This is a genomic window from Streptomyces sp. NPDC087428 (assembly GCF_044744085.1).
In the GTDB taxonomy this organism is placed as follows: Bacteria; Actinomycetota; Actinomycetes; order Streptomycetales; family Streptomycetaceae; genus Streptomyces.
This window is the reverse complement of sequence record NZ_JBIUXR010000019.1, coordinates 58,005-83,994: the sequence shown is the minus strand read 5'-3', so window position 1 is coordinate 83,994 and position 25,990 is coordinate 58,005. Positions and strand designations below refer to the sequence as shown.

The 25,990-nt window shown below is 70.8% G+C and carries 18 protein-coding genes; 3 read left to right on the top strand and 15 right to left on the bottom strand.

Translation table 11 applies throughout. The features are described from left to right. Nucleotides 1-15 precede the first annotated feature (15 nt). Together ACIO3R_RS33540 and ACIO3R_RS33535 are read right to left on the bottom strand one after the other, a co-directional pair. Nucleotides 16-1,023 carry a DNA polymerase thumb domain-containing protein gene (locus ACIO3R_RS33540; protein WP_402110798.1) on the bottom strand — a complete coding sequence of 336 codons (1,008 nt, stop codon included), beginning with the start codon at nt 1,021-1,023 and terminating at the stop codon, nt 16-18. Further along, complete coding sequence (locus ACIO3R_RS33535; protein WP_402110797.1) at nt 1,020-4,499, bottom strand: DNA polymerase III subunit alpha; 3,480 nt, start codon at nt 4,497-4,499, stop codon at nt 1,020-1,022. The genes ACIO3R_RS33540 and ACIO3R_RS33535 overlap by 4 nt, the downstream gene beginning before the upstream one ends. Nucleotides 4,500-4,692: 193 nt before the next feature. Here ACIO3R_RS33535 and ACIO3R_RS33530 point away from each other — a divergent pair, with 193 nt between their 5' ends. After that, nucleotides 4,693-5,763 carry a DUF3533 domain-containing protein gene (locus ACIO3R_RS33530; RefSeq protein ID WP_402110796.1) on the top strand — a complete coding sequence of 357 codons (1,071 nt, stop codon included), beginning with the start codon at nt 4,693-4,695 and terminating at the stop codon, nt 5,761-5,763. Nucleotides 5,764-5,783: 20 nt separating this feature from the next. On the opposite strand, the gene ACIO3R_RS33525 is transcribed toward ACIO3R_RS33530, so the two are convergent. The 6 genes from ACIO3R_RS33525 to ACIO3R_RS33500 form a co-directional block, all read right to left on the bottom strand. Continuing rightward, nucleotides 5,784-6,821: a bile acid:sodium symporter family protein gene (locus ACIO3R_RS33525; RefSeq protein WP_402110795.1), complete on the bottom strand. Its 1,038-nt coding sequence runs from the start codon at nt 6,819-6,821 to the stop codon at nt 5,784-5,786. Further along, nucleotides 6,812-7,315: a hypothetical protein gene (locus ACIO3R_RS33520; protein ID WP_402110794.1), complete on the bottom strand. Its 504-nt coding sequence runs from the start codon at nt 7,313-7,315 to the stop codon at nt 6,812-6,814. The genes ACIO3R_RS33525 and ACIO3R_RS33520 overlap by 10 nt, the downstream gene beginning before the upstream one ends. Before the next feature lie 170 nt (nt 7,316-7,485). Continuing rightward, the gene (locus ACIO3R_RS33515; protein WP_363025386.1) at nt 7,486-8,352 is read right to left on the bottom strand and encodes an isocitrate lyase/PEP mutase family protein; all 867 of its coding nucleotides are present in this window, start codon (nt 8,350-8,352) and stop codon (nt 7,486-7,488) included. 649 nt (nt 8,353-9,001) lie between these two features. Then, nucleotides 9,002-10,003: an NEW3 domain-containing protein gene (locus ACIO3R_RS33510; protein WP_402110792.1), complete on the bottom strand. Its 1,002-nt coding sequence runs from the start codon at nt 10,001-10,003 to the stop codon at nt 9,002-9,004. A gap of 26 nt (nt 10,004-10,029) precedes the next feature. Then, nucleotides 10,030-11,484, bottom strand: coding sequence for a Gfo/Idh/MocA family protein (locus ACIO3R_RS33505; protein ID WP_402110791.1), 1,455 nt, complete (start codon nt 11,482-11,484; stop codon nt 10,030-10,032). Between the two features lie 223 nt (nt 11,485-11,707). Beyond that, the gene (locus ACIO3R_RS33500) at nt 11,708-12,793 is read right to left on the bottom strand and encodes a S1 family peptidase (protein WP_402110790.1); all 1,086 of its coding nucleotides are present in this window, start codon (nt 12,791-12,793) and stop codon (nt 11,708-11,710) included. 425 nt (nt 12,794-13,218) lie between these two features. Between ACIO3R_RS33500 and ACIO3R_RS33495 the strand changes: the two genes are divergently transcribed. Beyond that, the gene (locus ACIO3R_RS33495) at nt 13,219-14,103 is read left to right on the top strand and encodes an alpha/beta fold hydrolase (protein ID WP_363025393.1); all 885 of its coding nucleotides are present in this window, start codon (nt 13,219-13,221) and stop codon (nt 14,101-14,103) included. Nucleotides 14,104-14,159: 56 nt separating this feature from the next. Here the strand turns inward: ACIO3R_RS33495 and fxsT are convergent, their stop codons facing one another. From fxsT to ACIO3R_RS33470, 5 genes are all read right to left on the bottom strand, one after another. Next, nucleotides 14,160-18,095 carry an FxSxx-COOH system tetratricopeptide repeat protein gene (gene fxsT / locus ACIO3R_RS33490; protein ID WP_385028529.1) on the bottom strand — a complete coding sequence of 1,312 codons (3,936 nt, stop codon included), beginning with the start codon at nt 18,093-18,095 and terminating at the stop codon, nt 14,160-14,162. Continuing rightward, nucleotides 18,092-19,393 carry an FxsC protein gene (fsxC, locus tag ACIO3R_RS33485; RefSeq protein ID WP_402110877.1) on the bottom strand — a complete coding sequence of 434 codons (1,302 nt, stop codon included), beginning with the start codon at nt 19,391-19,393 and terminating at the stop codon, nt 18,092-18,094. Before fsxC ends, fxsT begins: the two co-directional genes overlap by 4 nt. Nucleotides 19,394-19,580: 187 nt before the next feature. Beyond that, nucleotides 19,581-21,809, bottom strand: coding sequence for a radical SAM/SPASM protein FxsBH, inactivated beta-hydroxylase extension form (gene fxsBH, locus ACIO3R_RS33480; protein ID WP_402110788.1), 2,229 nt, complete (start codon nt 21,807-21,809; stop codon nt 19,581-19,583). 30 nt (nt 21,810-21,839) lie between these two features. Beyond that, nucleotides 21,840-22,037 (bottom strand): FxSxx-COOH cyclophane-containing RiPP peptide, encoded by a 198-nt coding sequence (fxsA, locus tag ACIO3R_RS33475; protein WP_385028535.1) that lies wholly within the window; start codon nt 22,035-22,037, stop codon nt 21,840-21,842. 236 nt (nt 22,038-22,273) lie between these two features. Next, nucleotides 22,274-22,957 (bottom strand): hypothetical protein, encoded by a 684-nt coding sequence (locus tag ACIO3R_RS33470; protein WP_402110785.1) that lies wholly within the window; start codon nt 22,955-22,957, stop codon nt 22,274-22,276. A gap of 331 nt (nt 22,958-23,288) precedes the next feature. Here ACIO3R_RS33470 and ACIO3R_RS33465 point away from each other — a divergent pair, with 331 nt between their 5' ends. Next, nucleotides 23,289-24,218 (top strand): DUF4231 domain-containing protein, encoded by a 930-nt coding sequence (locus ACIO3R_RS33465; RefSeq protein WP_402110783.1) that lies wholly within the window; start codon nt 23,289-23,291, stop codon nt 24,216-24,218. Between the two features lie 28 nt (nt 24,219-24,246). On the opposite strand, the gene ACIO3R_RS33460 is transcribed toward ACIO3R_RS33465, so the two are convergent. Together ACIO3R_RS33460 and ACIO3R_RS33455 are read right to left on the bottom strand one after the other, a co-directional pair. Next, entirely contained in the window at nt 24,247-24,726 is a 480-nt protein-coding gene (locus ACIO3R_RS33460) for a hypothetical protein (RefSeq protein ID WP_363025403.1), read from the bottom strand. A 230-nt stretch (nt 24,727-24,956) separates the two neighbouring features. Further along, nucleotides 24,957-25,856, bottom strand: coding sequence for a S1 family peptidase (locus tag ACIO3R_RS33455; RefSeq protein WP_385028544.1), 900 nt, complete (start codon nt 25,854-25,856; stop codon nt 24,957-24,959). Nucleotides 25,857-25,990: the final 134 nt, after the last annotated feature.

The following is a 25,990-nucleotide window of genomic DNA, read 5'->3' as shown; positions in this document are numbered from 1 at the left end:
CCCTCGGCCGGTGGTTCAGGCCGCGAGCCGCCCCGGCATCACGGCCCTCGGTCCGAATCTGGCCCGCAGCCGGTCCGCCACCGCCTCGATCCGCCGCGCCCGTTCGTCCACCGGATCGAAGGTCAGCTGACGCGCGGCCCGTTCCGCGTCACCGAGCCCCTCGGCACGCAGGGCGATCCCCCGCACCCGGGCCCGTTGCAGGGCGAACGAGTCATGGATCCGGTACGCGAGCGCGGTGAGCTCCGCGGAGTGGGCGGTGGGCTCGCGGAGCGTACGGCTGCGGGTCAGCGTCGAGTATCCGGTCCGGTCGGCGTAGCGCACGGAGACCGCGAGCGAGCGGCACACCTGCCCGTCGCCGCGCATCCTCGCCCCCAGTTCCTCGGTGAGCGACATGAGCGCGCGCCGCTGCCGCTCCCGGCCCAGCTCGTCGCGCGGGAAGGTGCGGTCGGCGGCGACCGACCGGGCGGCCGCGTTCGGCACCACCGCCGTACGGTCGATGCCGCGGGCCCGCTCCCACAGCTCGCGCCCGGTCCGCACCCCGGTGATCCGCTGGAGGGTGCCGAGCGGGGCGGCCGCGATCCGGCCGACGGAGTCGAGCCCGTATCCGCACAGGGTGCGGGCCGTCGCCGCCCCGACGCCGTCCAGTGCGGCGGCCGGCCGGTCCGCGAGGAAGGCGGCGGCCCCGCCGACGGGCACCACGAAGGTCGCCCCGGGCCCGGCCCGCCGCACCGCCATCCGTGCCAGCATCGGGTTCTCGGCGGCCCCGATCGCGCAGTCCACGCCGTGCAGGGCCAGCGCGCGGACCCGGATCACCGCGGCCAGACCTGCCGGGTCCCGCCCGAAGTAGCGCAGCGCGCCCCGCACATCGGCGAGCGCCCCTTCGGGCGGCATCGCCTCCACGGCCGGGGTGAACGAACCGAGCAGGGCCAGCAGCCCCGCGAAGCCGGCGCCGTCCGGGGGGCCGCCGCCGACCCGGCGGAACCGCAGGCAGAGGATGCCGGGGGCCTCCGGTTGCTCGCTCATCCCGCGCTCCCCGGACTCTGATGCCACAGCTTCCTTCCGGTGGGCGTCCCCTCGCCGGGCGGCCGGAGGTCCGCCCAGGGGTTCATCTCGTAACCGGTGGGCATCCGGATCCGGCGGCCGTCGGCGCCGGCGGGCGTCTCCTCCTGCGGACCGGCCGCCTCCGGCGCGGGCTCCTGCGCCAGCCGGGCCGCGACCGCGTCGAGCCCGCCGGTACGCCGCAGTTCGGCCAGCTCGGCCAGATTCCAGGCGGCGGCGCCGACCACGCTCAGGCTCCGCGGCCCGCGCCGCTGGACCACCCCGCGCACCAGCAGCAGCCAGGAGTGGAAGACGGTGTACGCGCAGGAGGCGTGACTGTCGTCGAAGAACGCCAGGTCGACCAGGCCCGTACCGTCGTCCAGGGTGGTGAAGACGACCCGGCGCCCGGAACGGACGGGCGGGGTCTGGGTGGCCGCCTTGGCGCCCGCGACCAGTACGGTCTCCCCGTGCCGTGCCTCGCGCAGCCGCTTGGCGGAGACCGCTCCGAGCTCCTCCAGGAAGGCGTGGTGATCGCTCATCAGATGGCGTGAGACATCCATGCTCAGCACGCCCAGCTCGGCACTGAGCCGTTCCGCCTCGTTGAGGTCGGGCAGGCCGATGGAGCCGGTCCGGTGCCCGCCGCCGAGCGGGAGCTGCGCGCCCCCGCCGCCGGAGCCCGCGCCCCGCTGGGCGCGGTGGAGCTCGGACAGATGCAGCAGCAGATCACGGCGGTTGGCGCCGAACGCGTCCAACGCACCGACCTGGGCCAGCCGTTCGGCCGCCGGCTTGCCCGGACGGGCCCGCTGCCAGAAGTCCAGCAGCGAGGTGTAGGGCTGTCCGGCCTCGATCCGGGCGACCTCGGCCGCGCTGATCCCGTGGACGTCCGAGAGCGCCAGCCGCAGACCCCAGACCTCCCCCGCCACCTCATCATCAGACACCAGTTCGATTCGATGGGCTGTCGCCGACCGGTTCACGTCCAGCGGCAGCACCGGCACCCCGCGCCGCCGCGCGTCGGCGAGCAGCAGCCGCTTCGGGTACATCCCCGGGTCATGGGTGAGCAGCCCGGCGTAGAAGGCCGCCGGGTGATGCGTCTTCAGCCAGGCCGACTGGTACGTCGGCACCGCGAAGGCGACCGCGTGCGCCTTGCAGAAGCCGTAGCTGCCGAACGCCTCGATGATCTCCCAGGCTCGGGCGATCACTTCGGCGCTGTATTTCCGGGCCGCCGCGTGCCGGGCGAACCAGAGCCTGATCCGGCCCTGCGACTCGGGGTCGGAGAGCCCGCGCCGGACCCGGTCGGCCTCGTCCCGGCCGCAGCCGGTCATGATGTCGACCATCTCGATGATCTGCTCGTGGAAGACCACCACTCCGTAGGTCTCGCGCAGCGGTCCCTCCAGGTCGGGGTGCGGGTAGCGGACGGGCGCACGGCCGTGCCGGGCCTCGATGAACGGCCGCACCATGTCGGCGGCGACCGGACCGGGCCGGAAGAGCGATATGTCGACCACCAGGTCGTGGAAGCCGGCCGGCTGGAGCCTGCCGATCAGATCGCGCTGGCCGGGCGACTCGATCTGGAAACAGCCCAGCGTCTCGGCGGTCCTGATCAGCCGGTACGTCTCCGGGTCACCGGGCGGCACGGCGTCCAGGTCCACTTCCCGCCCCGAGGCACGCTTCACCTCCGTGACCGCGTGCGCCATCGCCGACTGCATCCGTACGCCCAGCACATCGAGCTTGAGCAGCCCGAGGTCCTCCACGTCCTCCTTGTCGAACTGGGCCATGGGGAAGCCGTCGCCGCTGGTGGGCATGACGGGGGTGCGGCGCAGCAGCGAGGCGTCGGAGAGGAGGACCCCGCACGGGTGCATGGCGATACCGCGCGGCAGCCCGTCCAGTGCCTCCACCAGCTCCCACAGCCGCCCGTACTTCTCCTTCTCCCTCGCCACCTCGCGCAGTTCGGGCAGTTCCTCCATGGCCGCGCGGGCGTCGCGGGCCCGGATGTGCGGGAAGGCCTTGGCGAGCCGGTCGGTCTCGGCCGGGTTCATGGAGAGCGCGGCCCCGACGTCCCGGATGGCGTGGCGCACCCGGTAGGTCTCGGGCATGGCGACGGTGGCGACCCGTTCGGTGCCGAAGCGGCCGATGATCGCGCGGTAGACGTCGAGGCGGCGGGCCGACTCGACGTCGATGTCGATGTCGGGCAGCACGAAGCGGCGCTTGGACAGGAAGCGCTCCATCAGCAGCCCGTGCTCGACCGGGTCGGCGTGGGCGATACCGAGGAGGTGGTTGACCAGGGAGCCCGCCCCGGAGCCGCGGGCGGCCACCCGCACCTTCATCTCCCTCACGTCGTCCACCACTTGAGCGACCGTGAGGAAGTAGGAGGCGAAGCCGTGGTGGGCGATGATGTCCAGCTCGTGGTGCATCCGGTCCCAGTAGCCGGGCCTGCGGTCGTAGCCGCGCAGCACCATGCCCGCGGCGGCGCGGGAGGTCAGCACCCGCTGGGCGGTGCGGCGGCCGGCGCCGACGAGGTGCGGTTCGGGGAAGTGGACGGAGCCGAGGCCGATATCGCCCTCGGGGTCGACGACGCAGGCGTCGGCGGTGTGCCGGGTCTCCGCGAGCAGCCGGGCCCCGGCACCGGGGCCGAGTCCGGCGGCGGAGGTGATCCGCTCCGCGGCCCCGGCCATCGCGCGGGCGTCCTTGAGCCAGCGCTCACCGCTGTCGAGCGGGGCGCGGCGCGGGTCGACGGGGACGAGCCCGCGCGCCGAGTCGAGCACATCGGCGACCGGGCCCTGCCCGGGGTCGGCGTACCGGACGGCGTTGGTCAGCACGGCCCGTATCCCCTGTTCCGCGGCGAAACCGACGGTACGGGCGGCGAGCCGCAGCGAACCGGGGCCGGTGCCGTCCCGGCCGTGGTGGACGGCTTCGAGCCGCAGGTCGTCGCCGTACATCTCCCGCCAGGGTGCGAGCAGGGCGGCGGCCCGGTCGGGTCGGCCCGCGGCCAGCGCCCTGCCCACCTCAGAGGCAGGGCCGAGCAGCACGGTGAGCCCTTCGGCGGGCAGCGAGGACCGGTCGAGCAGGGGCCGGCCACCGTCGGGGACGGCGGCGTGGGCGGCGGTGACGAGGCGGCACAGTTCGGCCCAGCCCTGTGCTCCGTCGCGGGCGAGGAAGGTGACGCGGGGGGCGGATTCATCGACAAAGGCACCGCCGCGGACCGGGGTCCGCAGCCGGTGCGTCCGCCCGTCGCCCTCCGCACGTCCGGCGGGGGCGACCGCGAGTCCCACTCCGAAGAGCGGCCGCACGCCTGCCGGTTCGCAGGCCTTGGCGAACCTGACCGTGCCCGCGAGGGTGTCGCGGTCGGTCAGCGCGAGAGCGTCCATCCCCCGCTCGGCGGCGCGCTCCGCCAGCCGCTCCGGGTGCGAGGCCCCGTACCGCAGGGAGTACCCGGAAACGGTATGCAGATGCGTGAACCCTGACACCCGCACCTCCTGGACCGATCCGTTACTCCACCCCCTCGCTCTCCACCATAGACCACGTTCGAACATTCGTGCGATACGCGAGAGGAGCGCCACCCTTCGGCACATCGCCCGGCCGTTCCCTCGCCGACCTCCCTCTCAGCCATTCGGCCCGGCCCCGACTGCGTGAACGGCGGGCACCCCGGACGGTGGGGGCATGACTTTCGCTGATGAGGTGAAGAACGCCGTCACTCCGCGGGCCGCACTGCTCGTCATCGGCGTACTGGCGCTGCAGCTGCTGTTCATCGCGTCCTACATCGGAGCACTGCACAAGCCGAAGCCGACGGACGTCCCCTTCGGGGTCGTCGCACCCCAGCAGGTCTCCGCCCGGCTCCTCACCGAGCTCAAGGATCTGCCCGGCGGCCCGCTGGACCCCCGCACGGTCAGCGACGCGGCCACCGCCCGCCGGCAGATCCTCGACCGCGACATCGACGGCGCGTTGATCTTCGACCCCCGCGGCAGCACCGACACCGTGCTGGTCGCCTCCGGCGGGGGCACCGTGCTGGCCGACTCGCTGACGAAGACCATCACGAAGGTCGACCTCGCCCAGCGGCGCACGGTCCGCTCCGTGGACGTGGCCCCGGCCTCGGGCCAGGACTTCGACGGGCTCTCGTCCTTCTACCTGGTCGTGGGCTGGTGCGTCGGCGGATACCTCTGCGCCTCGATCCTGGCGATCAGCGCCGGCAGCCGCCCCGCCAACCGTCAGCGCGCCGTGATCCGGACCGGGGTCATGGCGCTGTACTCGATCGCGGGCGGCATCGGCGGCGCGGCGATCATCGGGCCGATCCTCGGCGCGCTCCCCGGAAGCTTCTGGGGACTGTCGGGCCTCGGCGCCCTGACCGTCTTCGCGGTCGGCATGATCACCCTCGCCCTGGAGGCGCTCACCGGCATCGTCGGCATCGGCCTGGCCGTCCTGATCGTGGTGATCGCGGGCAACCCGAGCGCGGGCGGCGCCTTCCCGCTCCCGATGCTGCCGGACTTCTGGCGGGCGATCGGCCCCGCGCTGCCGCCGGGGGCCGGAACCTGGGTGGCCCGCTCGATCGCGTACTTCAAGGGCAACGCGGTGACCGGTCCGCTGCTGGTGCTGTCCGCCTGGGCGGTGGTCGGCACGGTCATCACCCTGCTGCTGTCCCTGCGCGGGAAGCCGGACACGGCGGACGGCACCTCGCCGTCCCCGCACATGGGAACGGGGACGGGGACGGCGAGCGGCGGCTCGACACTCGCCTAGCGGACGGCGGACCGGGGCGCTCAGACCGTGGCGGCCGGGGCGGGAGAGGTGGTCGGCTGCTGATCGCTCGCCACCGCGGGCCCGCTCCAGCGACGGGCGATACCGGCACACACCATCAGCTGAAGCGTGTGGTAGAGCATCAACGGGAGCACGGCCAGGCCCACGTCCTTCCCGGCGAACAGCACTCCGGCGATGGGCAGTCCACTGGCCAGGCTCTTGGTCGAGGCGCAGAAGACGACGGTGGCACGGTCCTCGTGACCCACGCCCAGTCTCTTGGCCGCCAGCACGGTCAGGGCCAGCACCAGGGCGAGGAGCAGTGCGCACAGCGCCAGCAGCACACCGAACCGCGCCGGGGAGAGCCGTCCCCAGATCCCGGCCGCGGCACCCTGGCTGAAAGCGGAGTAGACCACCAGCAGAATGGACCCGCGGTCGCACACGACGGTGATCCGGCGGTGCCGGGTGACCCAGTCCGCGATCCAGGGCCGCGCCGCCTGCCCGAGCGCGAACGGCACGAGCAGCAGCACCACGATGTTCAGCATCTGGTCCGTCGAGAACCGCACCCCGCCACTCGACACCCCGTGCAGCAGGGCGGCGGCGAGCAGGGGCGTCAGGAACACCCCCAGCAGGCTGGAGAACGACGAGGAGCAGATCGCGGCGGCCACATTGCCCCGGGCCAGCGAGGTGAAGGCGACGGCCGACTGAACGGTGGACGGCAGTACGCACAGAAAGAGCAGACCGGCGGCGAGGTCGGCGCTGAGCACGGACGCCGGCAGTGTGGTGACCGCCAGGCCGAGCACGGGAAAGACCACGAAGGTGAAGCAGAGGATGGGCAGGTGGAGCCGCCAGTGCCGCAGTCCGGAGAAGGCGGCCTGTGGGGAGAGCCGGGCACCGTAGACGAAGAACAGCAGTCCGATCGCCACAGTGGTGGCCCCGCCGACGGCATCCGCGGACGCGCCCCTGGCCGGCAGCAACGCCGCGAGGCCGATGGTCGCGAGCAGCGCCAGGACGTACCGGTCGACGCGGCGCGCCAACGCGCGCGCGGGCGAGGTCAGGGACATGCCGGATGCCCTTCCCCCGGTGTGGCTGGCCGGGACGCGCACGGCCCCGCCCCCTGCGGCCCGGTGCCACCGGTGCCGGTGCCCGCGTTCTGCCCGGTGCCGGGCGTGGCGTCCCGGTCGGCGTCGCCCTCTGGGTCATCGCCGCCGGCCGCCGCTCCCGCCTCCTGGCCGTCCGTGTCGTCATGCTCGCCCTGCTCCACCGGGGCGGCCTGGAGCCGGGCGTCCGACGGGCCCGTGACGTGCTGTTCGATGGCACCGCCGCCCCCGTCGTGGTCGCTGCCCGCCGTTCCCCTGCTCAGCGGTCCGAGCACGTTGAGCGTTCTGTCGATCTCCAGCCAGGAGTCGGCGTTGGAGTTGTCGATGGTGATCAGCGAGGGGCCGTGTCGCGTTTCCATGCCTCCGTCGGGGGCGTCGGCCCACGCGGTACCTTCCGCGAACTGCGCCGCGCACAGCACGCCGGCGAGGACCGCCAGGGTGGCTCGCGCTCTGGGCACGGTGAATCCCGTCATGCTGTTCCCGCTTCCCGGATGTGTGGTCCGTGACTGTCGTGATGGACGTACTGCCACGCGGGCCGGCAGCCCGCGGGGGCACCCGCGCACGGCATGCGCGGGTGCCCCGGATCTTCCTGCCGCCGGGCAGGTGCTCCCCGGCTCCCGGGTCCGTCTCAGACGGTGACGAGCCGGGGTTCGGCCGGGTGGTGCCGGCTGATGTTGCGCTCCAGCAGTTCGGTGGAGGCCCGCACACCCACCGAGGAGCCGGGGGAGAACTCCGGGAGCCGCCCATCGGCTTGCCTCAACTCGCTGAGCGCGGTGTCGATGGCGGTGTGCGCGGCGAACAGACAGGGTGTGCTGTAGATGGCCACCTGGCATTCCAGGTCGGTGAGTTCGGAGAGCGAGAGCCTCGGCGACTTGCCGCCCGCGATCTGGTTGAAGAGCAACGGCTTGTCGTTGATGACCTTCCGGATCCGGCGGATCCACTCGACGTCCCGCACCCCGTCGACCAGCACCACGTCGGCGTCGGTCTCCGCGAGCGCCTGGGCGCGGCGCATGATGTCCTCCTCCTCCGTGGCATCCGTGCGGGCCACGACCACGAGGTCCCCCCGGTTCTCCAGGACGAGGTTCAGTTTTTCGAGGTACTCCTCCAGGGGCAGCACCGTCTTGCCGTCCGCGTGACCGCATCGGCGCGGACGCTTCTGGTCCTCCAGAATGACCCCGGACGCCCCGCTCCGCTCCAGTTGCCGCACCACGTGGCACGCCACTTCCGGGTCGACGTATCCGTCGTCGATGTCGACCAGCAGATGGTGGGACGGGAAGGCGAGCCGGAGCCGTTCGACGAACGCGACCATGTCCGGCCATGCGATGAAGCCGATGTCCGGCAGCCCGTAGTAGGAGGCGGCGAACCCGAACCCGGACACGAAGAAGCCGTCGTAGTGCCGGGCGGCTACCGATGCCGAGTACATGTCGTAGATACCGACGAGCGGAGTGGTTCCGGGCGTGTGGATCTGCTGGCGCAGCGCGCTTCCGTAGCGCATGTCTCTCTCCTTGCGTACGGCCGTGAACCGGCCGGTGACGGGGGATGATCCCGCGCCCGACACGGAGTCAGGTCCGACGGGGGTCTGTCGCGTGGATCAGTGGCGGAATCCGGATGGCCGGCTCGCACTCGGCCGACAGGAGCGGCACACGGCGACGGCATGCACACACGAAGGAAGTTCACGATCGCTCTCGATCGCCTTTGCGCGTGCCTGCATACATGTATCGGTCTTTACCGACTCTTTTCCTTCCGACACGCTGCCCTATACCCAAGCCCTGAAGGGCCACCCGATTGGGAGAAGGCGGCGGGCCGCGTCGGCGTGCGGGCAGGTCAATACCCCGTGTCACAACTGCCATTGAACGCTGAACGAAGTGATCTCCACTCCGGGCGCGGGCACTCCGGAGCCCACGAACCGAAGGCGCGGGACGGGCTCCGGTGCGGCCTCGCGGTGGCACTGGCGGGAGGAATCGTTCCCGCAAAACCATGCGGCACGGACGGCCGCTCACCCACACGGACCAGGTCTCCCGTCACCGGGCGGCGCGCGTACGCGTACGCGCGGAACACGGAGAACGGGCCCGCTCGCGTCACCTGAGTGATGCGGGCGGGCCCGTTCTCCGTGCCGACGGCCCGAAGCGGGGCGCCTGGGGACGTCAGGGAGCGATCGCCATGTCGAAGATGTGGACATTCGCGTTCGCGGGCAGGACCACGAACGCGACCGTCCTGGACGCGTCCAGCGGGACCGAGTTGGCGAACACGCTGTACTTCACCGAGGCGTCGCCGTACCCGCCGGGCCGGTTGCGGCCGTCGGTGGACTTGACCAGCGTCGCACCGTGCGCCGTGACCGGGTCGAACGACCAGTTGGGGAAGCCGAACGAACCCGTGCCGGATGTGCCGTCGGTGTAGAAGACGGTGGCGTTGCCCGTGGCGCCGCTGCCCACGCCGGAGCCGAGGAACACCAGCTCGGTGCCCTTGCCGCTCAACTCGACCGCCTGCCCGGAACTCGCCACGTTGTCGTTCGAACCGGCCGCCACGTCCGGCCAGGTCAGTCTCGCGCCCAGGGCCTCGACGGTCGCCCCGGGAGTCAGACCGGCCGCGGCGAGCCTCTGCGCGGAGAAGGTGTTGCCCTCGCCGTCGTAGTCGCCCGCGGTCGTGGCGGACTCGTCGGTGATCGCCACCCCGTTGTACGCGGCCGCCAGGTTCGCCAGGGGCGATCCGGAGCGCTCGGTCCGGGTGCCGGTGGCCGTTCCGCGGCCGTCCCCGCCCTGGTAGACCGCGGTCGCCGTGAACGTACGGAGCACAAATCCGGAACGTTTCTCCGGAACCTGGACCCGGAACGTCGCGGAGGCGGAGGCGCCCGTCGCGAGGGAGCCGCCCACGCTGGTCACGGACGGCTGGACCGCCCACCCGACAGGCCCGGCGAACGACACCTTGAGGGAACGCAGCCGCTGCGGGGCGGTGTTCCTGACGGTGACCTCCACCTCCGAGATGGCCGGCCCGTCGAGATCCACGGGAGAGACGGTCACCTCGGTCCGCGCGTCGGAGGCGGCCGCGGGACGGGCCGGCGCGGCCGAGGCCGCCTGTACGGGAACGAGCATGACCGCCGCCGCCACGGCGACGGCTCTGAGCGGGTTGATGAGTCGGGCCGGTCTCATGACGTACTCCTTGGTGAGGGAGGTCTTCAGGCGACGGGGGGCATCTCGGTGGTGCGCGAGTCGAGACCGGTACGCAGGTTGACCCAGGAGCCGCGGGTGAAGTCCGGGATGTCGACGGGACGGCCCTTGGCGGCGAGGGACGTGACGCTCAGCGGAACCGGCGCGCACCACGAAGCGGAGTCGTACACGTCGATGTCGGGGACCAGCCCGGCCCGCATCAGCTGGACCGTGCGCCACTGGAGGATGTAGTCCATGCCACCGTGGCCGCCGTTCTCGGCCTCGTCACCGAGCTCCTTCCACAGCCAGTGGTCGAACTCCTTGCGGTACGCGTCGAAGTCGCGCCATGTGTCGCCGCCGTGATCCGGCTCGACGTAGATGCGTGCGCCGGTGGGCGAGGTGCCCGCGTAGTCCTCGAAGATGCCCCGACTGCCGACGAGCGAGTTGATCCTGCTGTACGGGCGGGGTGAGCTGACGGCGTGCTCGGCGCGGATCGTCCGGCCCTTCGCCGTCTCGATCTGGCACGTGACGAGGTCGCCGTTGACGTACGTCTCGTTCCAGGACGGGTGGGACTTGGGCATGAAGCGCTCGCGGTAGTCGGCGAGTCCCTTCGGCGCGGTCGCGGTGGCCTTCAGCGTGGTCATCCGGTCGCCGCGGTTGATGTCCATGGCCGCCGCGATGGGGGCGAGACCGTGCATGGCGTAGAAGGACGCGGTGGAGCGGGTGTGCCACAGGCGGCGCCAGGAGTCGGTGTAGTACGTGTCAGAGAAGAGCAGGGAGCGCAGGTCGTGCATGTAGCCGCCGTGGCCGTTGGTGACGTCCCCGAACAGGCCCTCGTGGGCCATCTTGAGCATGGCCAGCTCGTTGCGGCCGTAACTGCAGTTCTCGGACAGCATCAGGTTCCTGCGGGTGCGCTCCGAGGTGTCCACGAGGTCCCACAGCTCGTCGAGCCGGGTCGCGACGGGTAGTTCGACGACGACGTGCTTGCCGGACAGGAGCGCGGCCCTGCCCTGTTCGTAGTGGAACTCCCAGGGCGTCGCGATGTACACGAGATCGATGTCGTCGCGCTTGAGCATCTGCGCGTAGGAGTCGGCGGAGCCGCCGAACTCCGCCGGCCGCGTCTTCCCGGCGGCGACGAGCCGGTCCGCGGTGCGCTTCGCGCGGTCGGCGCGGATGTCGCAGACCGCCGCCACGACGCAGCCGGGGATGACGGACCAGCCCGTGGTCATCCCGGAGCCCCGGTTGCCGAGCCCGATGACGCCGACGCGGACGGTCTTGTGGGGCTCGAAGGGGACACCGATCATGGACTTCTGGCCGGGCCGGCGCCGGGGCGCGGCGGCCCCGGCGAGCGCGGCGGCGGGGGCCGTTCCGGACGCGGGAGCCGCCGACGCGCTCCCGGCGGATCCGACCCCTACGGCCAGGGCCCCTGCGGCCAGTGTTCCTCCCAGGACCAAGCGGCGTGAGACTTCGGGGGTTTCGGGCATGCGACAACGCTCCTCGATACGCGACCGGCATCACTGGCGTGAACGACTCTCGCGGGAATGTCCGCGACATGTCAATAGTTGTTCGTCGCCATCGCGTTTCGAGCATTAGCGAGCACATGCTCCGAGGAGGCGAAAACCCGCCGGTGCCCCTGCCCCTTCGCCTCCGGAAGCAGATGCACGGCCCCCGGCACTGCCGGGGGCCGTGCATCACCGCGCGGAGCTGTCAGCCGATCTCGGCCCCGAACGCCGCCAGCGCCTCCGGCACCGGCTGGAAGAACGTCTCGCCGCCCGAGGAGCAGTCGCCACTGCCACCCGAGGTCAGCCCGATCGCCGTGTCACCGGCGAAGAGCGAGCCGCCGCTGTCGCCGGGCTCGGCGCAGACCGTGGTCTGGATCAGCCCGTTGACGATGTCACCGTTGCCGTAGTTGACCGTGGCGTCCAGCCCCGTCACCTGGCCGTCGTGCACCTGGGTGGTGGAACCGCTGCGTGACACCGTCATCCCGACGGTCGCCTCGCCCGCCTTGGTGATCGGCTGGGTGGAGCCGTTGTAGAGGTCAACCTCGCTGGGGTGCGCCGTGCCCGAGGTGTACTTCACCAGCCCGAAGTCGTTGTCCGGGAACTCCGAGCCCGCGTTGGTACCGATCTCCCCGCCGCCCTGCGAGTCCGACCAGCTGGAGATCGCCTCGGTGCAGTGCCCGGCGGTCAGGAAGTACGGTTCGCCGCCCTTGACCACGTTGAAGCCGAGCGAGCAGCGCCCGCCGTCGCCCCAGATCGCGTCGCCGCCCGCGATGAGCGGCTTGAACTCCCCGGCGGACTTCTTGAGCCGGGCCTTGCCGCCCAGCCCCTCGACCACCGAGGTGAGCCGGCTCAGGTCGGCGCCCTTGACCGTGCGGTCGGCGGTGACGACGACCTTGTTGCTGACCGGGTCGACGGCCCATGAGGTGCCGGGGATCGCGGCCTTGCCGGCCAGGGTCTGCCGGGCGGACTTCAGCTCGGTCAGCGAGTTCTGTACGACTCTGGCCCGGCCGCCCGCCTGCCGCACCTGCTCGGCGGCGGCCTGGTCGACCACGTTCATCACCAGGTTCTTCGACTTGGCGTCGTAGTACGACCCGGCCGCGTCGGCACCCAGATCCTTCCCGAGACCGGTGGCGAGCTTTCCGGCCGCGTCGGCCGTCAGCGTCCGCGCGGTGACCTCGGGCGTTCCTTCACTGGCGTTCGCACTCTGGAACGTCGCTCCCGCTGCGACCAGGGCGACCACCGCCGAACCCGCCAGCACTGCACGCTTCCTGGATATGCGTCGATGCTTCAACTTCGACCTCCTGTGGGGCCGCGCACGGGTGATGTGGGGTCGCCCGTACACGGAGGATGGGGCGCCCACTATTCCGACGGAGCAGATAGCACACAAGACCGACTTCAGGACGCACACACGACAACACCTGTTCGGTCTCACCGTGTTCACTTGCCGAGGTCAGGCGTTGCCGGTTCCGTCTGCGAACACCCGGTGCGATCACCGGGTCGGCAGCGGGTGAGGAGTAGTCCTGTCCTGTTCTCGCCCTTCGGGGTCCGGATGCTGGGGTCGCGCGTCCGGATGCGGTGCGGGCCCTCTCCGGCGAACACTGGTTCCTTCCCACAAGGAGTGCCGGTCGTGCCCTTGATGCGCCATTATCGAACTGTCAGCACACACCGGGCAGTTGATGCCCGGAACGGGCGGGGTCGACGGACGGAGGAGTCGGGGTGCGCAGTCGGGTGCGGGTGGCGGACGGGCGGCATCTGATGGTCGAGCGTCAGGGGGATCCGCACGGCAGACCCGTCTTCCTCCTCCACGGGATGCCGGGCAGCCGGCTCGGCCCCGCTCCACGCGGCATGGTCCTCTACCAGCGCAAGATGCAGCTGATCGCCTACGACCGTCCGGGCTACGGCGGTTCCGACCGGCTGCCGGGACGCCGGGTGGTGGATGTCGTCGAGGACGTACGGGCCATCGCGGACTCGCTGGGCCTGGAGCACTTCGCCGTGGTCGGCCGGTCCGGCGGCGCGCCGCACGCCCTGGCCTGTGCCGCGATGATGCCCGACCGGGTGACCCGTACCGCCGCTCTGGTGGGCCTCGCCCCCTGGGACGCCGAGGGACTCGACTGGTTCGACGGAATGGCCGCGTCGAACGTACTCGCGTACTCGACCGCCGCGGCCGATCCCGACGGACTCGCGGAGTCCTTCATCAGCCGCTCCGCGGTGATCCGGCAGGACCCGGTCCGGCTCCTGGACGACCTGCGCCGCGAGCTGACCGACTCCGACCGGATCGTGGTCAACGATGTCGGCATCCGCACCATGCTGCTCGCCAACTACCGGGAGGGGCTGCGCACATCGGCGTACGGATGGATCGACGACGCGATCGCGTTCTGCCGGCCCTGGGGGTTCGACCCCGCGGACATCACGGGTCCCGTGATGCTGTGGCACGGCGAGAAGGACGTGTTCTCGCCGATCGGCCACTCCCGCTGGCTGGCCGGGCAGATCCCGGACGTCACCGCCGTGATGGAGCCGACGGCGGCGCACTTCGACGCGCTGTCCGTACTTCCGTCCGTGCTCAACTGGCTGCTGGACGAACGGGAGGCCGCGGTCTGCTGAGGACAGCGGTCCGGTGATCCGGATGACCGGGGCTCCTGAGGGAGCCCCGGCCCGGATCACACCGACATCGGTTCCAGCTCCCGCCAGAACCTGCGCTCGTCCCTCGCTATCCGGGTCAGCGGATGGTCGTCCCCGAGCTGTCGCGCCAGCTCGTCACCGGTTTCCGCCCGCAGCCTCAGCGCCTCGTCCTTGCGCCCCATCGCGTCGAGCGTGACCGCGAGGTTGGAGGTCATGGCCAGGGTCTCCGGGTGGTGCGCCCCGAGAACCTCCCTGAGCTGGCCGGACACCCGCCGCTCGGTCTCCAGCACGAGTTCGAGGTCACCCTCGACGGCTGTCGCGTTGGCCAGGTTCATGACGGAGAACAGGGTGTTCGGATGCTCCCGCCCGAACACCTCCCGCATCGAGGCGACCACCTTCGTCAGCAGCCTCTCCGCCTCCCCGGGCACACCCGTCCCCGAGAGGTAGGCGCCGAGGTTGTTCTGCGCGGCCAGGGTGTACGGGTGCTGCTCCCCCGGCACCTTCATGTACTGGTTGACCACCTCCTGCGCGGTGTCCCGGGCCTCGGCCGCCTCCCCCGCGGCGAACAGGTCGGCCGCCATGTTGAGGTCGCAGGCCAGTGACTCCGGGTTGGCCGAGGTGTACTTGGCCCGGTACCTGGTGCGCGTGGCCACCGTCAGCCTGCGCGCGTCCTCCAGCTGCCCCGCCCGGCGCAGCGACACCGCGAGGCTCTTCGAGGCACTCAGGGTCGTCGGATAGGTCCGGCCGAGGGTGGCCTTGAGGCTCTCGTACGTGCGGCTGAGCAGGCCCACCGAGTCCTCGTACCGCCCGACCTCGCGCAGGTCACGGGCCAGGTTGAGGGCGGAGGACAGGCTGTGCGGATGCTCCTGGCCCAGCACCTCCGACCGCAGGTCGTAGCAGTCCTGGTCGATCTCCCTGGCCCTGGCGTACTGCCCGACGCTCCGCAGGTTCAGCGCCAGGTTGTTGGCCGCCGCCAGCGTCCGGGCGTGCCTCTCGTGGAAGATCTGGTTGAAGCCGTCATGCGCTTCGGTCGCCAGCTCGATCGCGCGCCCGTAGTCGCCGAGCAGGCCCAGGTCGATGGCGAGACTGCTGGTGGTCATGTACGTGTGCGGGTGCTCCGGCCCCAGCACCTCACGTTGCAGCCGGAGGGTGAACTCGTCGAGCTCCCTCGCCTCCACGTACCGTCCGCGGGTGCGCAGGATGTTGGAGAGGTGGAAGCAGAGGTACAGGTACTGGATGTCCCGTTCCCCGAGCATCTCCAGCCAGGTCTCGCGCAGTTCCTCCCCGAGGGTGCCCGCGGTCCTGACGTCTCCGCGCTTCCAGAGATAGCGGACCCGGTCGATCAGGAGCCTGCGGGTCTCCTGGTCCCGGCAGTTGCGCGCGTCGGACGGGCCCAGGTGCGGCCAGATCGTGGCGAAGCGCGGCCAGGTCTCCGGGTTGTCGATCGGTTCGGTGTCGTCGGGCCTGGCACCCGCGAGGATGCGGTGGACGACGTGCCGGGCCTCGCGCTGTTCCGCGTCGCTGAGCTGGGCCCTGATCACGGCCTGCACCAGCCGGTGGACCTGGATGGAGTTGGAGACCTGGTCGACCTTGGCGAGGGCGAACCGGCCGATCTCCCGGATGACCCGGCCCAGCACCAGCTTCTCCTGGAGCGAGGAGTCGTACGGCTTCAGCGCCTCGATCATCTCCTTGCTGTAGAGGAGGTTCGCCGAGATCGGCTCGGGTGCGAAGAACGCGCAGAGCTGGAGCAGCCGCACCGCCGCCGGCGAACGCTCCTTGAGGCGTTCGATGGAGATGTTCCAGGTCGCCGCGACGGGTTGCGGATATCCGGCGGGCTGGTTCAGGGCCAGGACCTGGGGGGCCTGGCGGGCCAGCTGCTCCAGATAGGTGTCGATGGGCGTCGCGGTCTCGGCGATCCAGGCCGCCGCCTGCTCGACGGCGAGCGGCAGGTCACCGACGGCGGTCGCCACCTGCGCGGCGTCCTCGGCGCTCAGCCCCGGGGCCCGCCGCTGGAGGTGCTCGACCGACTCCTCCCGGAGGAAGACGTCCACGGGCAGCGCGTCACCGTGCTGGGACCACGCCTGGTTCCTGGAGGTCACCAGGATGTGCCCGGAGCCGCCCTGCGGGAAGTAGCGCCTGAGGCGTTCGGGATCGTCGGCGTTGTCGAAGACGAGCAGCCACCGGTCCGAGGGCACGCCGCGCCGCAGCAGGTCGACGGCCTCCTGGGAGGCCGCGGCCATGTCGTCGCCGCCCTGGGCGCCGAGCCGTACGGCCAGTTCGGCGAGTCCCGCGATCACGTCGTCGGTCTGCTCCGACGATATCCACCACACCAGGTCGTAGTCGGCCATGAAGCGGTGCACGTACTCGAGGGCCACCTGCGTCTTGCCGACGCCGCCGAGTCCGTACAGGGTCTGCGGCTGCGGCAGCACGACGGCCATGCCCCCGCCCAGCTGATCGCGCATCCGCTCCAGGACCAGGGAACGGCCGGTGAAACCGGGGTTGCGGGGCGGCGCGTTCCAGATCCTCGGCACCGTGCCGGGGAACCGGGGACCGGTCGCCGCTCCGTCACCGAGCTGCACGGACCGGTCGAGGGCCCGCATCAGGGCTGTGGTGGCCTGCACCTCGTCCAGCCGGAACAGGTCGACCGGGTTGCGGTCGATGTAGGGCGCGGAGAGCCGGACATCGCTGATCCGCAGCGGCAGCAGCTGGCGCCGCCCGCCACCGGGATCCTCGGAGACCGCCCGGTCCCACAGGTCCACGGCCCGCTGGGACTTGAGGTAGGCGCTGGAGAGCAGCACCACCGTGCGGGTCGCGGTCTCGGCCACGGAGGGAGGGGCGTCCGCCAGCGCGGGATCGGCCGACACGTCACGCGGGACGACCCGGAATCCGGCCCGGGTGAGGACCGATTCGATCCAGTCGGCCCACATGCGGTTCTCCGCCACATAGCTGAGGAGGAGATCGGCGGGCAGGCCCGGCCGGCGCCGGGTGAAGGCGTCGCGGATGCGCAGCCGTACCTCTTCGCCCACCGGGGGCATCGAGGTGATCTCCTGCTGGGTGACGACCGCGGTGAGGCGTTCGAAGGCGGACAGCAGCGAGTTGCTGAGACCGGCCTCGTCCCCGAAGGTCGCGAGGGTCTCCTCGTAGGCGTAGTAGGGGCGGTACGGAATCTCCACCGCGCCCCAGTAGGCGGTGAGTTCGTCGCCGGACAGGTCGCGGGGCAGCCGGTCGAACTTCAGCCGGGCCAGCGCCCGGCCGGCGTCCGCCTTCTCCTTCTCGCCCTCGTCGATGCGCATCGGAACGGGGAAGATCGAGATGGGCCGGCCGGTGTAGCGCTCGGCGATCTGCCGGGCGACGGAGGCCGCGCCGTCGATGGACTGGTCGCTCAGGGTGAAGCAGTCGACGAGCACGTCCGGGAGGTGGACCGTGCAGATGTCGGCGATGTCGCTGAGGCCGGTACGGCTGTCGATGAGGACGTAGTCGTAGTTGGCCTTCATGTCGTCGCGCAGGGCGTCGAAGAAGTGGCCGCCGCCGAGCCGGTCGTAGAAGTTGTCCCAGTCGAAGGTGGAGACGGTGGCGGAGTACTCGCGGTTCTGCCGCCCGGCCGAGACGAAGTCGAGCGTGCCGCCCCGCGGGAACTGCCAGCCGAGCGCCTCCGGATTGAGGGAGACGGCGTGCGGCTGGATGCGGGCGTAGTCGCGGTGCCAGTCGTCGGCCCGCTGGACGGGGTTGGTCGCGGCCCAGGCGTACTCGGTGATCAGGTCGATCACCCCGGTGGTGGCACCGAGCGTCGACGGGTCGAGGAAGGGGTGGAAGAACCGGTGGAGCCCGGGAGCCTCCAGGTCCCAGTCGACGGCCAGTACCCGCTTGCCGTTGGCGGCGAGGATCCAGGCGGTGTTCGCCAGGGCCATGGTGCGCCCTGTACCGCCCTTGTACGAGTAGAAGGTGACGATGCGCCCGTCACGGCCGGCTGTCATACGTCCTCCGCATCCGTCGCAGGGTCGTGCATGTCGGGTATGAACTGCGTGCCGCCCATGGGCCCCATCAGCCGCGTCCGTTCACTGTGCCGCCCGCCCGCCGGCGGATAGACCGTGGCATGTCTCAGGTACTGCTGGGCGGCCACCTCGACCACCTGGGGAAGGACCTGCCCGAACGCCTCCATGGTGGGCACCCCCTTGGCCGCGGCGCGGCAGAAGGCCCGCCCCTGCCGCATCTTGGTCGGCAACGTCTGTTCGAGCTTCTCGGTCAGTTCGGCCTCGGCGGCCCTGCTCTGGTGGTCGTCCCGGCACCAGGGCACGACCATGGTCACCCAGGGCCGGTTCTCCGCGTCGAAGGCCGCGAGCCTGCGTCTGCGGTCCTCGTCCTGGAGGGCCCAGCGGTCGACCAGGAGTATCTCCGGCGTACGGGGTTCCTGCTTGCCCTCGCGCTGTCCGGACTCCTCGTCGAACGAGGTGATGACGGCCTGGTAGTTGAGTGCGCGGACCAATTCCTCGGCGACATAGGCCAGTGGTCGCGCGGCAGCCGGATGGTAGGGATTCCAGTCCTGCGGATGGTCGCCGTAGTAGTCGGCTATCCGTCCTTCGGGCAGGTCGTGCTGGGTGGGGGCGGCGATGGTGATCTGCATCGGCCGCGGGGCTCCCGCCCCGCTGCTCAGTGATCCGAAGGCGCTGGGGGCGAGGCGGTAGTCGACGGGTCTTCCGGTGTCGATCCGTACCGTGTCGGCGACACTGACGATGCGCTTGGCGAGCTCGTAGACGGCCCGTTCGTATTCCTGGGCGAACAGCCGGAGTTTGATCAGTCCGTAGAGTCCGTCACTGACGTAACGTTCCCCGAAATCACGGTGGTTGAACTGTAACCGCTCGGCCGATCCGGGCAGTTGACTGGGCGGCACCGGGACCCAGAGTGCCGGGACGATCGCCTCGGCCGACTGGTTCGACCGGGCCCGTTGGTGAATGGCGCGCTGCTCGAACGCGTACCACTCCTTGCCGCACATCTCGCTGGCGAAGTACCGCGGCGAGAAGAGCGGTACGAAGACCCGGCAGCTCGCGAGCACGCTGCCCAGCCGTTCCGACCAGCCCTCCCCGGAACGTATCTCCCGGTCCATGAACCCCGCGGACGCGCCCGCGGGCAGATCGGTCATGGCCATAACATGACCGCAGAGATCTTGGAAAAGCCGTTCGACCCACATATCGGGGTCCGTTCCACCGCCGTACCCCGGTGTATGCGCGTAGCTCAGGAAAAAGTACGGCCGATGGTCCGTCGCTCGCTGCTGCATCGATGCGTGCACACGACCCCCGTCCTGTGTGATCACCGCATCCCAGGCTATCGAGGGGTGCGATCGAATTCATCATTCCGGAGCGGACCTTGCTCCACCCCCATGGCGTTCGGTCATTCAACGCCGCTTTCCAGTCATCCATACCCAGGATTCACCCCGTACGTGCGGAGCCGTAACAATCTTGAGGCTATTCGGCCCACTTGTCCCGCGTTTCCTTCACCTCCGCCTTGAGTGCGGCGATGAAGTACCTTCCCCCGACTGTGGGCTCGGCCGCGGAACCCATCATGCCGAGCGCCTCTTCGATACCGTCCATGAAACAGGGATCAAGCGCGGACAACGCCACCCGTTCATGGGTTTCGGCCAACAGCCGGGAAAACGGAACTGCCTCTTCCCGCCATCGGGGGCGATAGGTCCAGGTCCCGTCCGACGCATGGAGATCGGTGACGTCGAGCAATGCCCGCAGGGTGGTCCGCCGGAAACCGCCCAGAAGTTCGAGCGCCAGCTGTTTCGCGTCGTCCGTCCGTGTCAGGCCGACGGTCCCGTATCCGTGCGGCCGCTCCGCGTGCTGTCCGGCGGCGAGGGGGGTCAGCGTCGTCAGGGCGCCGGCGGCCGCCGCGGCGTGCGCGGGCGCCTCCCTCACCAGGAGTTCCCACGCCTCGGCGAGGCCGGCTTCCCACTCCTCGGCCGCGGCCCTCCCGAGCCGCGGGAGCGCCGGAGCGCCGAAACAGTCCCGGTACGGGTCCAGGTCGTCGAGAGCGAAGCGGGGCGTGCCGTCCTGGCCGAGGCTGCGCACCGGGCTCCAGCCGGGGCTGTCCACCCCGTCGAGGACGCGCCATTCGCCGCCGCCGTCGTCGCGCCGGACCACGAACCCGTCCCCGGCCGGCCGCAACCCGACCGTTCCGTGCTCGCCCTCCCGGCCGACCCGGAGCTCGCCGAGCGTGGGGAGGTGGAGCCGCCCGTCCCGGTAGTCGGCCCGCACGGTCAGGCCGAGACCGGACCGCACCGCGGCGGCCGCGAGGTAGTCCGGGAGGCGCAGCGCCTCGTCCACGGCGCCGGGCCGATCCGCCCGCAGCCCTCCCAGTGCCTCCAGCAGCCAGGTCCGGGTGTACGGGTGCGCGAGCACGTGATCGAGCCCGGCGGCGCCTTCCTCCGACGCCTCCAGGGCGCCGGCCAGGTCCCAGGCCTCGTCCCACCGCGCGCCGCCGCGCCCGTCCAGGTCCGCGTGGAGGCCCGCGAGCAGGGTGCGGGTCAGGTCCTGCTGCGCGTCGAGGAGTTCGGCGCGGTCCGCCACGGCCGGGTGCACCGGGGCGCGCGTCTCGATGCCGCGCACCAGCGCCTCCAGGTCGCGGCAGTACACGGACGGGTTGTCGAAGTCGTTGGCCGAGCGGTACCGGTGCGTGTACAGCCCGCCGCCGCACGAACGCACGACGGGGCAACGGCGGCAGGTCTCGCTGACGCCTGCCAGACCGAGCTGGCGCGCGCGGACCCCCGGATGGGCGGCGACGTCGTCGAAGGAGTGGGAGAACACGTTGAATCCGGTGGCTGCCGCACCGTCGTAGGCGCTCTTGAGCGAGTCGACCTGTTCCAGCTGACCGTCCGTCTCGACCACCACGAGATCGGTGGGTGCGAGGCCGAGGGACTCGGTGAGGCTGGGGCCGCCGCTCAGGGTGGACAGCACGGAGGAGAAGAGGCGCACGGGCACCGGGCAGCCCCGTTCCTGCCAGCGGTCGTAGACCTTGAGGAGCCAGTCGGCGTAGGCCGTTTCCGAACCGTCCGGCCGGGGCGGCGGGTCGTCCCAGGTGGCGTGCGGGAGGAGGAAGTCGATGAGCGGCGGTTCGAGCTCGATCAGGGCGTCCAGGACCGCGTGGGGGTCGTTCTCGATGTCGATGGTGCACAGCAGCCCGAGATCGAGATGGCGGTAGCGCTCCTGCCGGAGGAGTTCGACGGCCCTGAGCACGAGGGGGTGGCTGGTGCGCCCGTCGGCGAAGCGGCGGTGCCGGTCGTTCGCCGTGCGGTCGCCGTCGAGCGAGATGCCGACCCTGACGCCGAACTCGTCGAAGAGGTCGAGATATCGGGGGCTGAGCTGGACGCCGTTGGTGTGGATCCTGAGGTCCAGCTCAGCGATACCGTTCAAGGCCGCTGAAAGCTCCTCGCAGACACGGCGCAGGCGCGCTGGGCCCGCCAGGAGCGGCTCGCCTCCGTGCAGGATCACTGACATCGAATCGAGCGCATGCGCGGACGCATGCTCGGCCAATCGTCGAGCCGCCCATGAAACAGCTTCGTCAGAGATTGTCTTCGGGCGGGTACGCCAGCTCTGGTCAGCATGTTCATAGATATAACAATGGTCGCACGCGAGATCACAGCGGCTGTGCACCTTGAGGACGATCTCGCGGAAGGGGACCAGGGGTCCTGTCATTCCCCCAGTCTAGCCACGTCGGTGCTCTTCTCAGAGTGCCGAACTGAAGGTCGAAGTCTGAGTCGAACGACCGGCTGAGGTACCGAATACCCGGCCGAGCTTCCTGGAGGCATCGGCGCTGCGGGCGTCGATCTCGGTGAGTGGCACACGGCTCTTCTTCGCGATAGCGAAGGAGGGGGAGGTTGCGTAGGTCTTCACGGCCGTCCTCGATGCTTTGTTTCCGGACATTGGATTGCTGTCGGCACCTGCATATTCACAGGGCCCAGCGGGATGACTTTACTCCCAACCCAGCCTCCCGCACACGTCGACGCAGCTCGAAACCCTCCGTTCACCCAGCAATACGATCCAGGAAATCCCGAGGGCGATTGACCCGGCCGGGTGACGACGTAACGCGCAGGTCGGGGGCTTGCGGCCGGCTCGCCCCGCAGGACCGTTCCGCTCCCCTCCCCCGGTCCGGGCGGGGCTCAGTCGAGGGGTGCCAGGGCGACGGCCCTGGCACCCTTCATGCAGTCCCCTATGCGTTCGTGACTGTCGCCCACGACGTCGGTCACCCGTACCCGCACGAACAGGGACTCGACGTCCTCGACGAACCTCTTCGAGAAGGCGCCCACGAGTACCGTGTCGTGGCTCCCGGTGCCCGCCAGCGGGAATCCGGGGCCGAACTCGACGAGTTGGAAGTCCTCTGCGACCACGAGTCCGGCCGCGGTCAGTTCGGTCACGGCTTCGTCGATGCCGGCCCACCGCGCACCGGCGCGAGCGCCGCTCCCCCTCATGACCACCTGGCACTCCCAGGACTCGATCGCCGCGATGTGCTGCCCGCCGTTGACTATGCCCACGCGCCACGCCCGCACGTCGCCCCTGAGGTCCCCCTTCACCCACGCCGCCCGCCAGCCCAGGTAGGGCCGCACGGTACGGGCGTACTGCGCCCTGGCCAGGACGGCACCCGCCGCGACGGCCAGCAGGCTTCCCAGCGCCTCCATGTCGAGCAGCTGCAGGCGCCACGGCCATTGCGTCCGCGCGGTGCCTGTCATGTTGGCGCGGACCATCTCCCAGAGGAGGACGAGCACCAGGAGTCCGAGCAGCACCAGAGGAATCGTGAACAGCAACGGACTCCGGCGGATCCTGCGCTGCACATCGGAGAACGGCACGTCGCCTCTCCGGCCTGCCCCGTTCACAGTCTCTCCCCCCGCCGAATGACGAGCACCCGTGTGTTTCCGAGGCATCTCGCCTTGCGTGCACCGCAGTTGTCAGACTTTCCCACAGAGCAGGGGATCGCACGAGAGCGTCTCGGCGAGGGCGCGGACAGCACCTGCCCGCCCGGAGGCGCCATTGCGGCCTCCGGGGCGCGACCCTACTCTCGTGGCCCCGGCAGGCCTCCGCGCGCACGTTCCCGGGCCCAGGGACCGCACCCGCGATCCGGCGACGGCCAGGCCGGCCGTACGGCTCGAAGGGCATATCCACAACTGCAGACGGGGTGACATGACGGCGATTCCCGGACCACTTCAGTCCATGGTCTTCCGGAGCGAGGACCTGCCCGCGCTCTTCCATCACACGGACGCCATCGCGGTCGCACGCCAACGGGAAGCGGTCAACACCACCCGCTGTCAGCTGGTCCTGCTCGTCCTGGGGACCGTGCCCGCCGCACTGCCCTGGCAGGCCGAGGTCGGCGGTGACATTCAACTCCTGCACGTCGTGGCCGTGTTGGCGTATCTCGGTGTCCTGGTCGCGACCTTCCTGGCCTCCCGGCGCAAAGCAAAGTCGCATTGGCAACTCAACCGCTCCGCCGCGGAGTTCATCAAGTCCAACTGCTGGCGCTACGCGGTCCACGGCTCCCCCTTCGACACCGGCACCGAGCACCCGGAGGCCGTCTTCGCCAACCGGCTGGAGGAAGGGCTCCAGGAGTTACGGAAGGTGGGATGGGACGATCCCCGCGAGGAGATGACGGAAGAGGGCGGCGGGCTCATCACGGCCTCCATGCGGGAGCTGCGGAACCGGGCGTTCACCGTGCGCAAGGAGACGTACATCCGGGACCGTCTGATCGAGCAGCGGCGCTGGTACCGCAAGCGGCAGCGGGGCTCCCGGCGTGGGGCGTTCGTCTGGTCCAGCACCATCGCCGCGCTGACGCTGCCCGCTCTGGTCCTCGCCGTGCTCCAGACGTTCTCCGCCGCCGGGTCCTTCGCGCTGACGGGGTCGTTCTCCGCCGCCGCGGCCGCCTGCCTCGCCTGGAACGAGATGCGCCGTCATCACCCGCTCGTGTCCGCGCACTCGCTGGTGGAGGAGGACCTGGAGAACATGCAGGCCGCGATGGAGACCGTGCTGACCGAACGGCAGTGGCCTGCCGCCGTGTTCGAGACCGAGCGGATCGTCTCTCCCGAGCACACGGACTGGCTGGTCAGGCACCGGACGTGAGCCCCGGCCCGACCGGTTCCGCGCCGGATCAGGCGCGGACGACCCCGTCGCGCCAGATCACCGTGACCGGGCGGCCGAGCCCTCGGGCGTAGGTCACGATGTCGCCCGTGCCGCCGAGACCGCGGGCGGGCAGTCCGTCCCAGACGGCGAGCAGGCGGTCGCAGTGGTCGGCGATGTAGGCGCCGGCCGCGTAGTACGCCTCATCGGTGGAGTGCGCGAAGTCCAGCCGGACCTCCCGTGCGGCGCGGGCCCTGAGGCTCCGGTAGCGGGCCAGTTCGGCGCCGTCCTCGAAACAGGCCTCGTAGTCGCCGCTGGGGATGACCGCGGTCAGTTCGGCGCCGTGGGCGAGCGCGAGGTCGGCGAAGATCTGGTCCGCCCCCACGGCCAGGCTGGACAGCGCCTCCACCGCACCGTCGAACCCGCTGAGCGCCGCGCGCATCGCGGCCAGCACATGGGCGTGCACTTCCTGCGGGATGCTGCGGTGGCCGGTCACTCCGATGCGATTCACGGACCTGGATCCCCCTGGGGTCTCTGCCGGGGGTTCCCGGAGGGCGTCCCTCCAGGAGGCACACCGTCCGCCCCCGTTGTTCCTGCGCGACCGTCCTGTGCCACATCCTCTCAAAAGCCGCGGGGTCAGCGGGAGCCCCCGCCCGGAATTCGGGCGGGGGCTCGGCGTGTTCGACTTGCCCTTTCGAACCGGGGGGCCGGTCCCGGGGGACGGAACCGGCCGCCCGGGTGTCAGTAGAGACTGACGCCGTACGCGCTGAGCGCTTCGGTGACCGGCTGGAAGAACGTCGTGCCGCCGGAGGAGCAGTTGCCGCTGCCGCCCGAGGTGAGGCCGATCGCCTTGGAGCCGGAGTAGAGCGGACCGCCGGAGTCGCCGGGCTCCGCGCACACGTTGGTCTGGATCATGCCGTAGACGACATCGCCGCCGCCGTAGTTGACCGTGGCGTTGAGCGCGGAGACGGTGCCGCTGTGGATGCCGGTGGTGGAGCCCCGGCGGGTGACGGAGAGCCCGACCGTGGCATTGGCCGCGCCGGTGATGTCGACGCTGCCCACGGTGCCCTCGTGCGAGACCGAGGCGTTGTCGTAGCGCACCAGGCCGTAGTCATTGGTCGGGAAGCTGGAGCCGACCGTCGGACCGATGCTCGTCGAGTTCGACGAGTTGCTGTAGAACGGCGGGCTGCCTTCGGTGCAGTGGCCGGCCGTCAGGAAGTAGTACGTGCTGCCGCTGCGGACGTTGAAGCCGAGGGAGCAGCGGAAGCCGGGCCCGTAGACGGCGTCACCGCCGGAGAGCAGCTTGCGGATCTGGCCGGGCGTGCGTTCGATGTTCAGGGCGCCCGCGTTGGCACCCGCGGAGTCCTTGATCTGCTGGACCTCCGCCGCGGAGACCGTGCTGTCGACCGTGACCGTGACCTTCTTGTTCACGGGGTCGACGGTCCAGGCGGTGCCGGCCACGTCGGCGCCGAGGACGGCGTCACTGGCGGCGGAGAGCTGGTTCGCGCTGTACGTTCCGGTGGAGCTGGCCTGTGCGCTGGGGACGGCGAGCGCGGCGACCGCTACGAGACCTGCGGCAATGGCGACGGCCCTGGTGCGTCTCGCGGTACCGCTGAGGGGGGTGGTGCGCTTGATCCTCACTTGACAATCCTCCCGAGGGGGGTTGGGGGTCCGCCCGTGGGGTGGCCGGACCCGTGAGGCGCAGTCAGCCGCACGGCAGAAGTCTGTCCGGATTCCGAACCTGCCGTGCTCCTGACAAGCGCTGCTCGGGAGTA

What these genes read in the sequence shown, in the direction of transcription:
- ACIO3R_RS33465 (WP_402110783.1), top strand. Translation starts at nt 23,289, where the DNA reads ATGACGGCGATTCCCGGACCACTTCAGTCCATGGTCTTCCGGAGCGAG.
- fsxC (WP_402110877.1), bottom strand. Translation starts at nt 19,393, where the DNA reads ATGCAGCAGCGAGCGACGGACCATCGGCCGTACTTTTTCCTGAGCTAC.
- fxsT (WP_385028529.1), bottom strand. Translation starts at nt 18,095, where the DNA reads ATGACAGCCGGCCGTGACGGGCGCATCGTCACCTTCTACTCGTACAAG.
- ACIO3R_RS33505 (WP_402110791.1), bottom strand. Translation starts at nt 11,484, where the DNA reads ATGCCCGAAACCCCCGAAGTCTCACGCCGCTTGGTCCTGGGAGGAACA.
- ACIO3R_RS33540 (WP_402110798.1), bottom strand. Translation starts at nt 1,023, where the DNA reads ATGAGCGAGCAACCGGAGGCCCCCGGCATCCTCTGCCTGCGGTTCCGC.
- fxsBH (WP_402110788.1), bottom strand. Translation starts at nt 21,809, where the DNA reads ATGACAGGACCCCTGGTCCCCTTCCGCGAGATCGTCCTCAAGGTGCAC.
- ACIO3R_RS33530 (WP_402110796.1), top strand. Translation starts at nt 4,693, where the DNA reads ATGACTTTCGCTGATGAGGTGAAGAACGCCGTCACTCCGCGGGCCGCA.
- ACIO3R_RS33510 (WP_402110792.1), bottom strand. Translation starts at nt 10,003, where the DNA reads ATGAGACCGGCCCGACTCATCAACCCGCTCAGAGCCGTCGCCGTGGCG.
- ACIO3R_RS33515 (WP_363025386.1), bottom strand. Translation starts at nt 8,352, where the DNA reads ATGCGCTACGGAAGCGCGCTGCGCCAGCAGATCCACACGCCCGGAACC.
- fxsA (WP_385028535.1), bottom strand. Translation starts at nt 22,037, where the DNA reads ATGTCCGGAAACAAAGCATCGAGGACGGCCGTGAAGACCTACGCAACC.
- ACIO3R_RS33525 (WP_402110795.1), bottom strand. Translation starts at nt 6,821, where the DNA reads ATGTCCCTGACCTCGCCCGCGCGCGCGTTGGCGCGCCGCGTCGACCGG.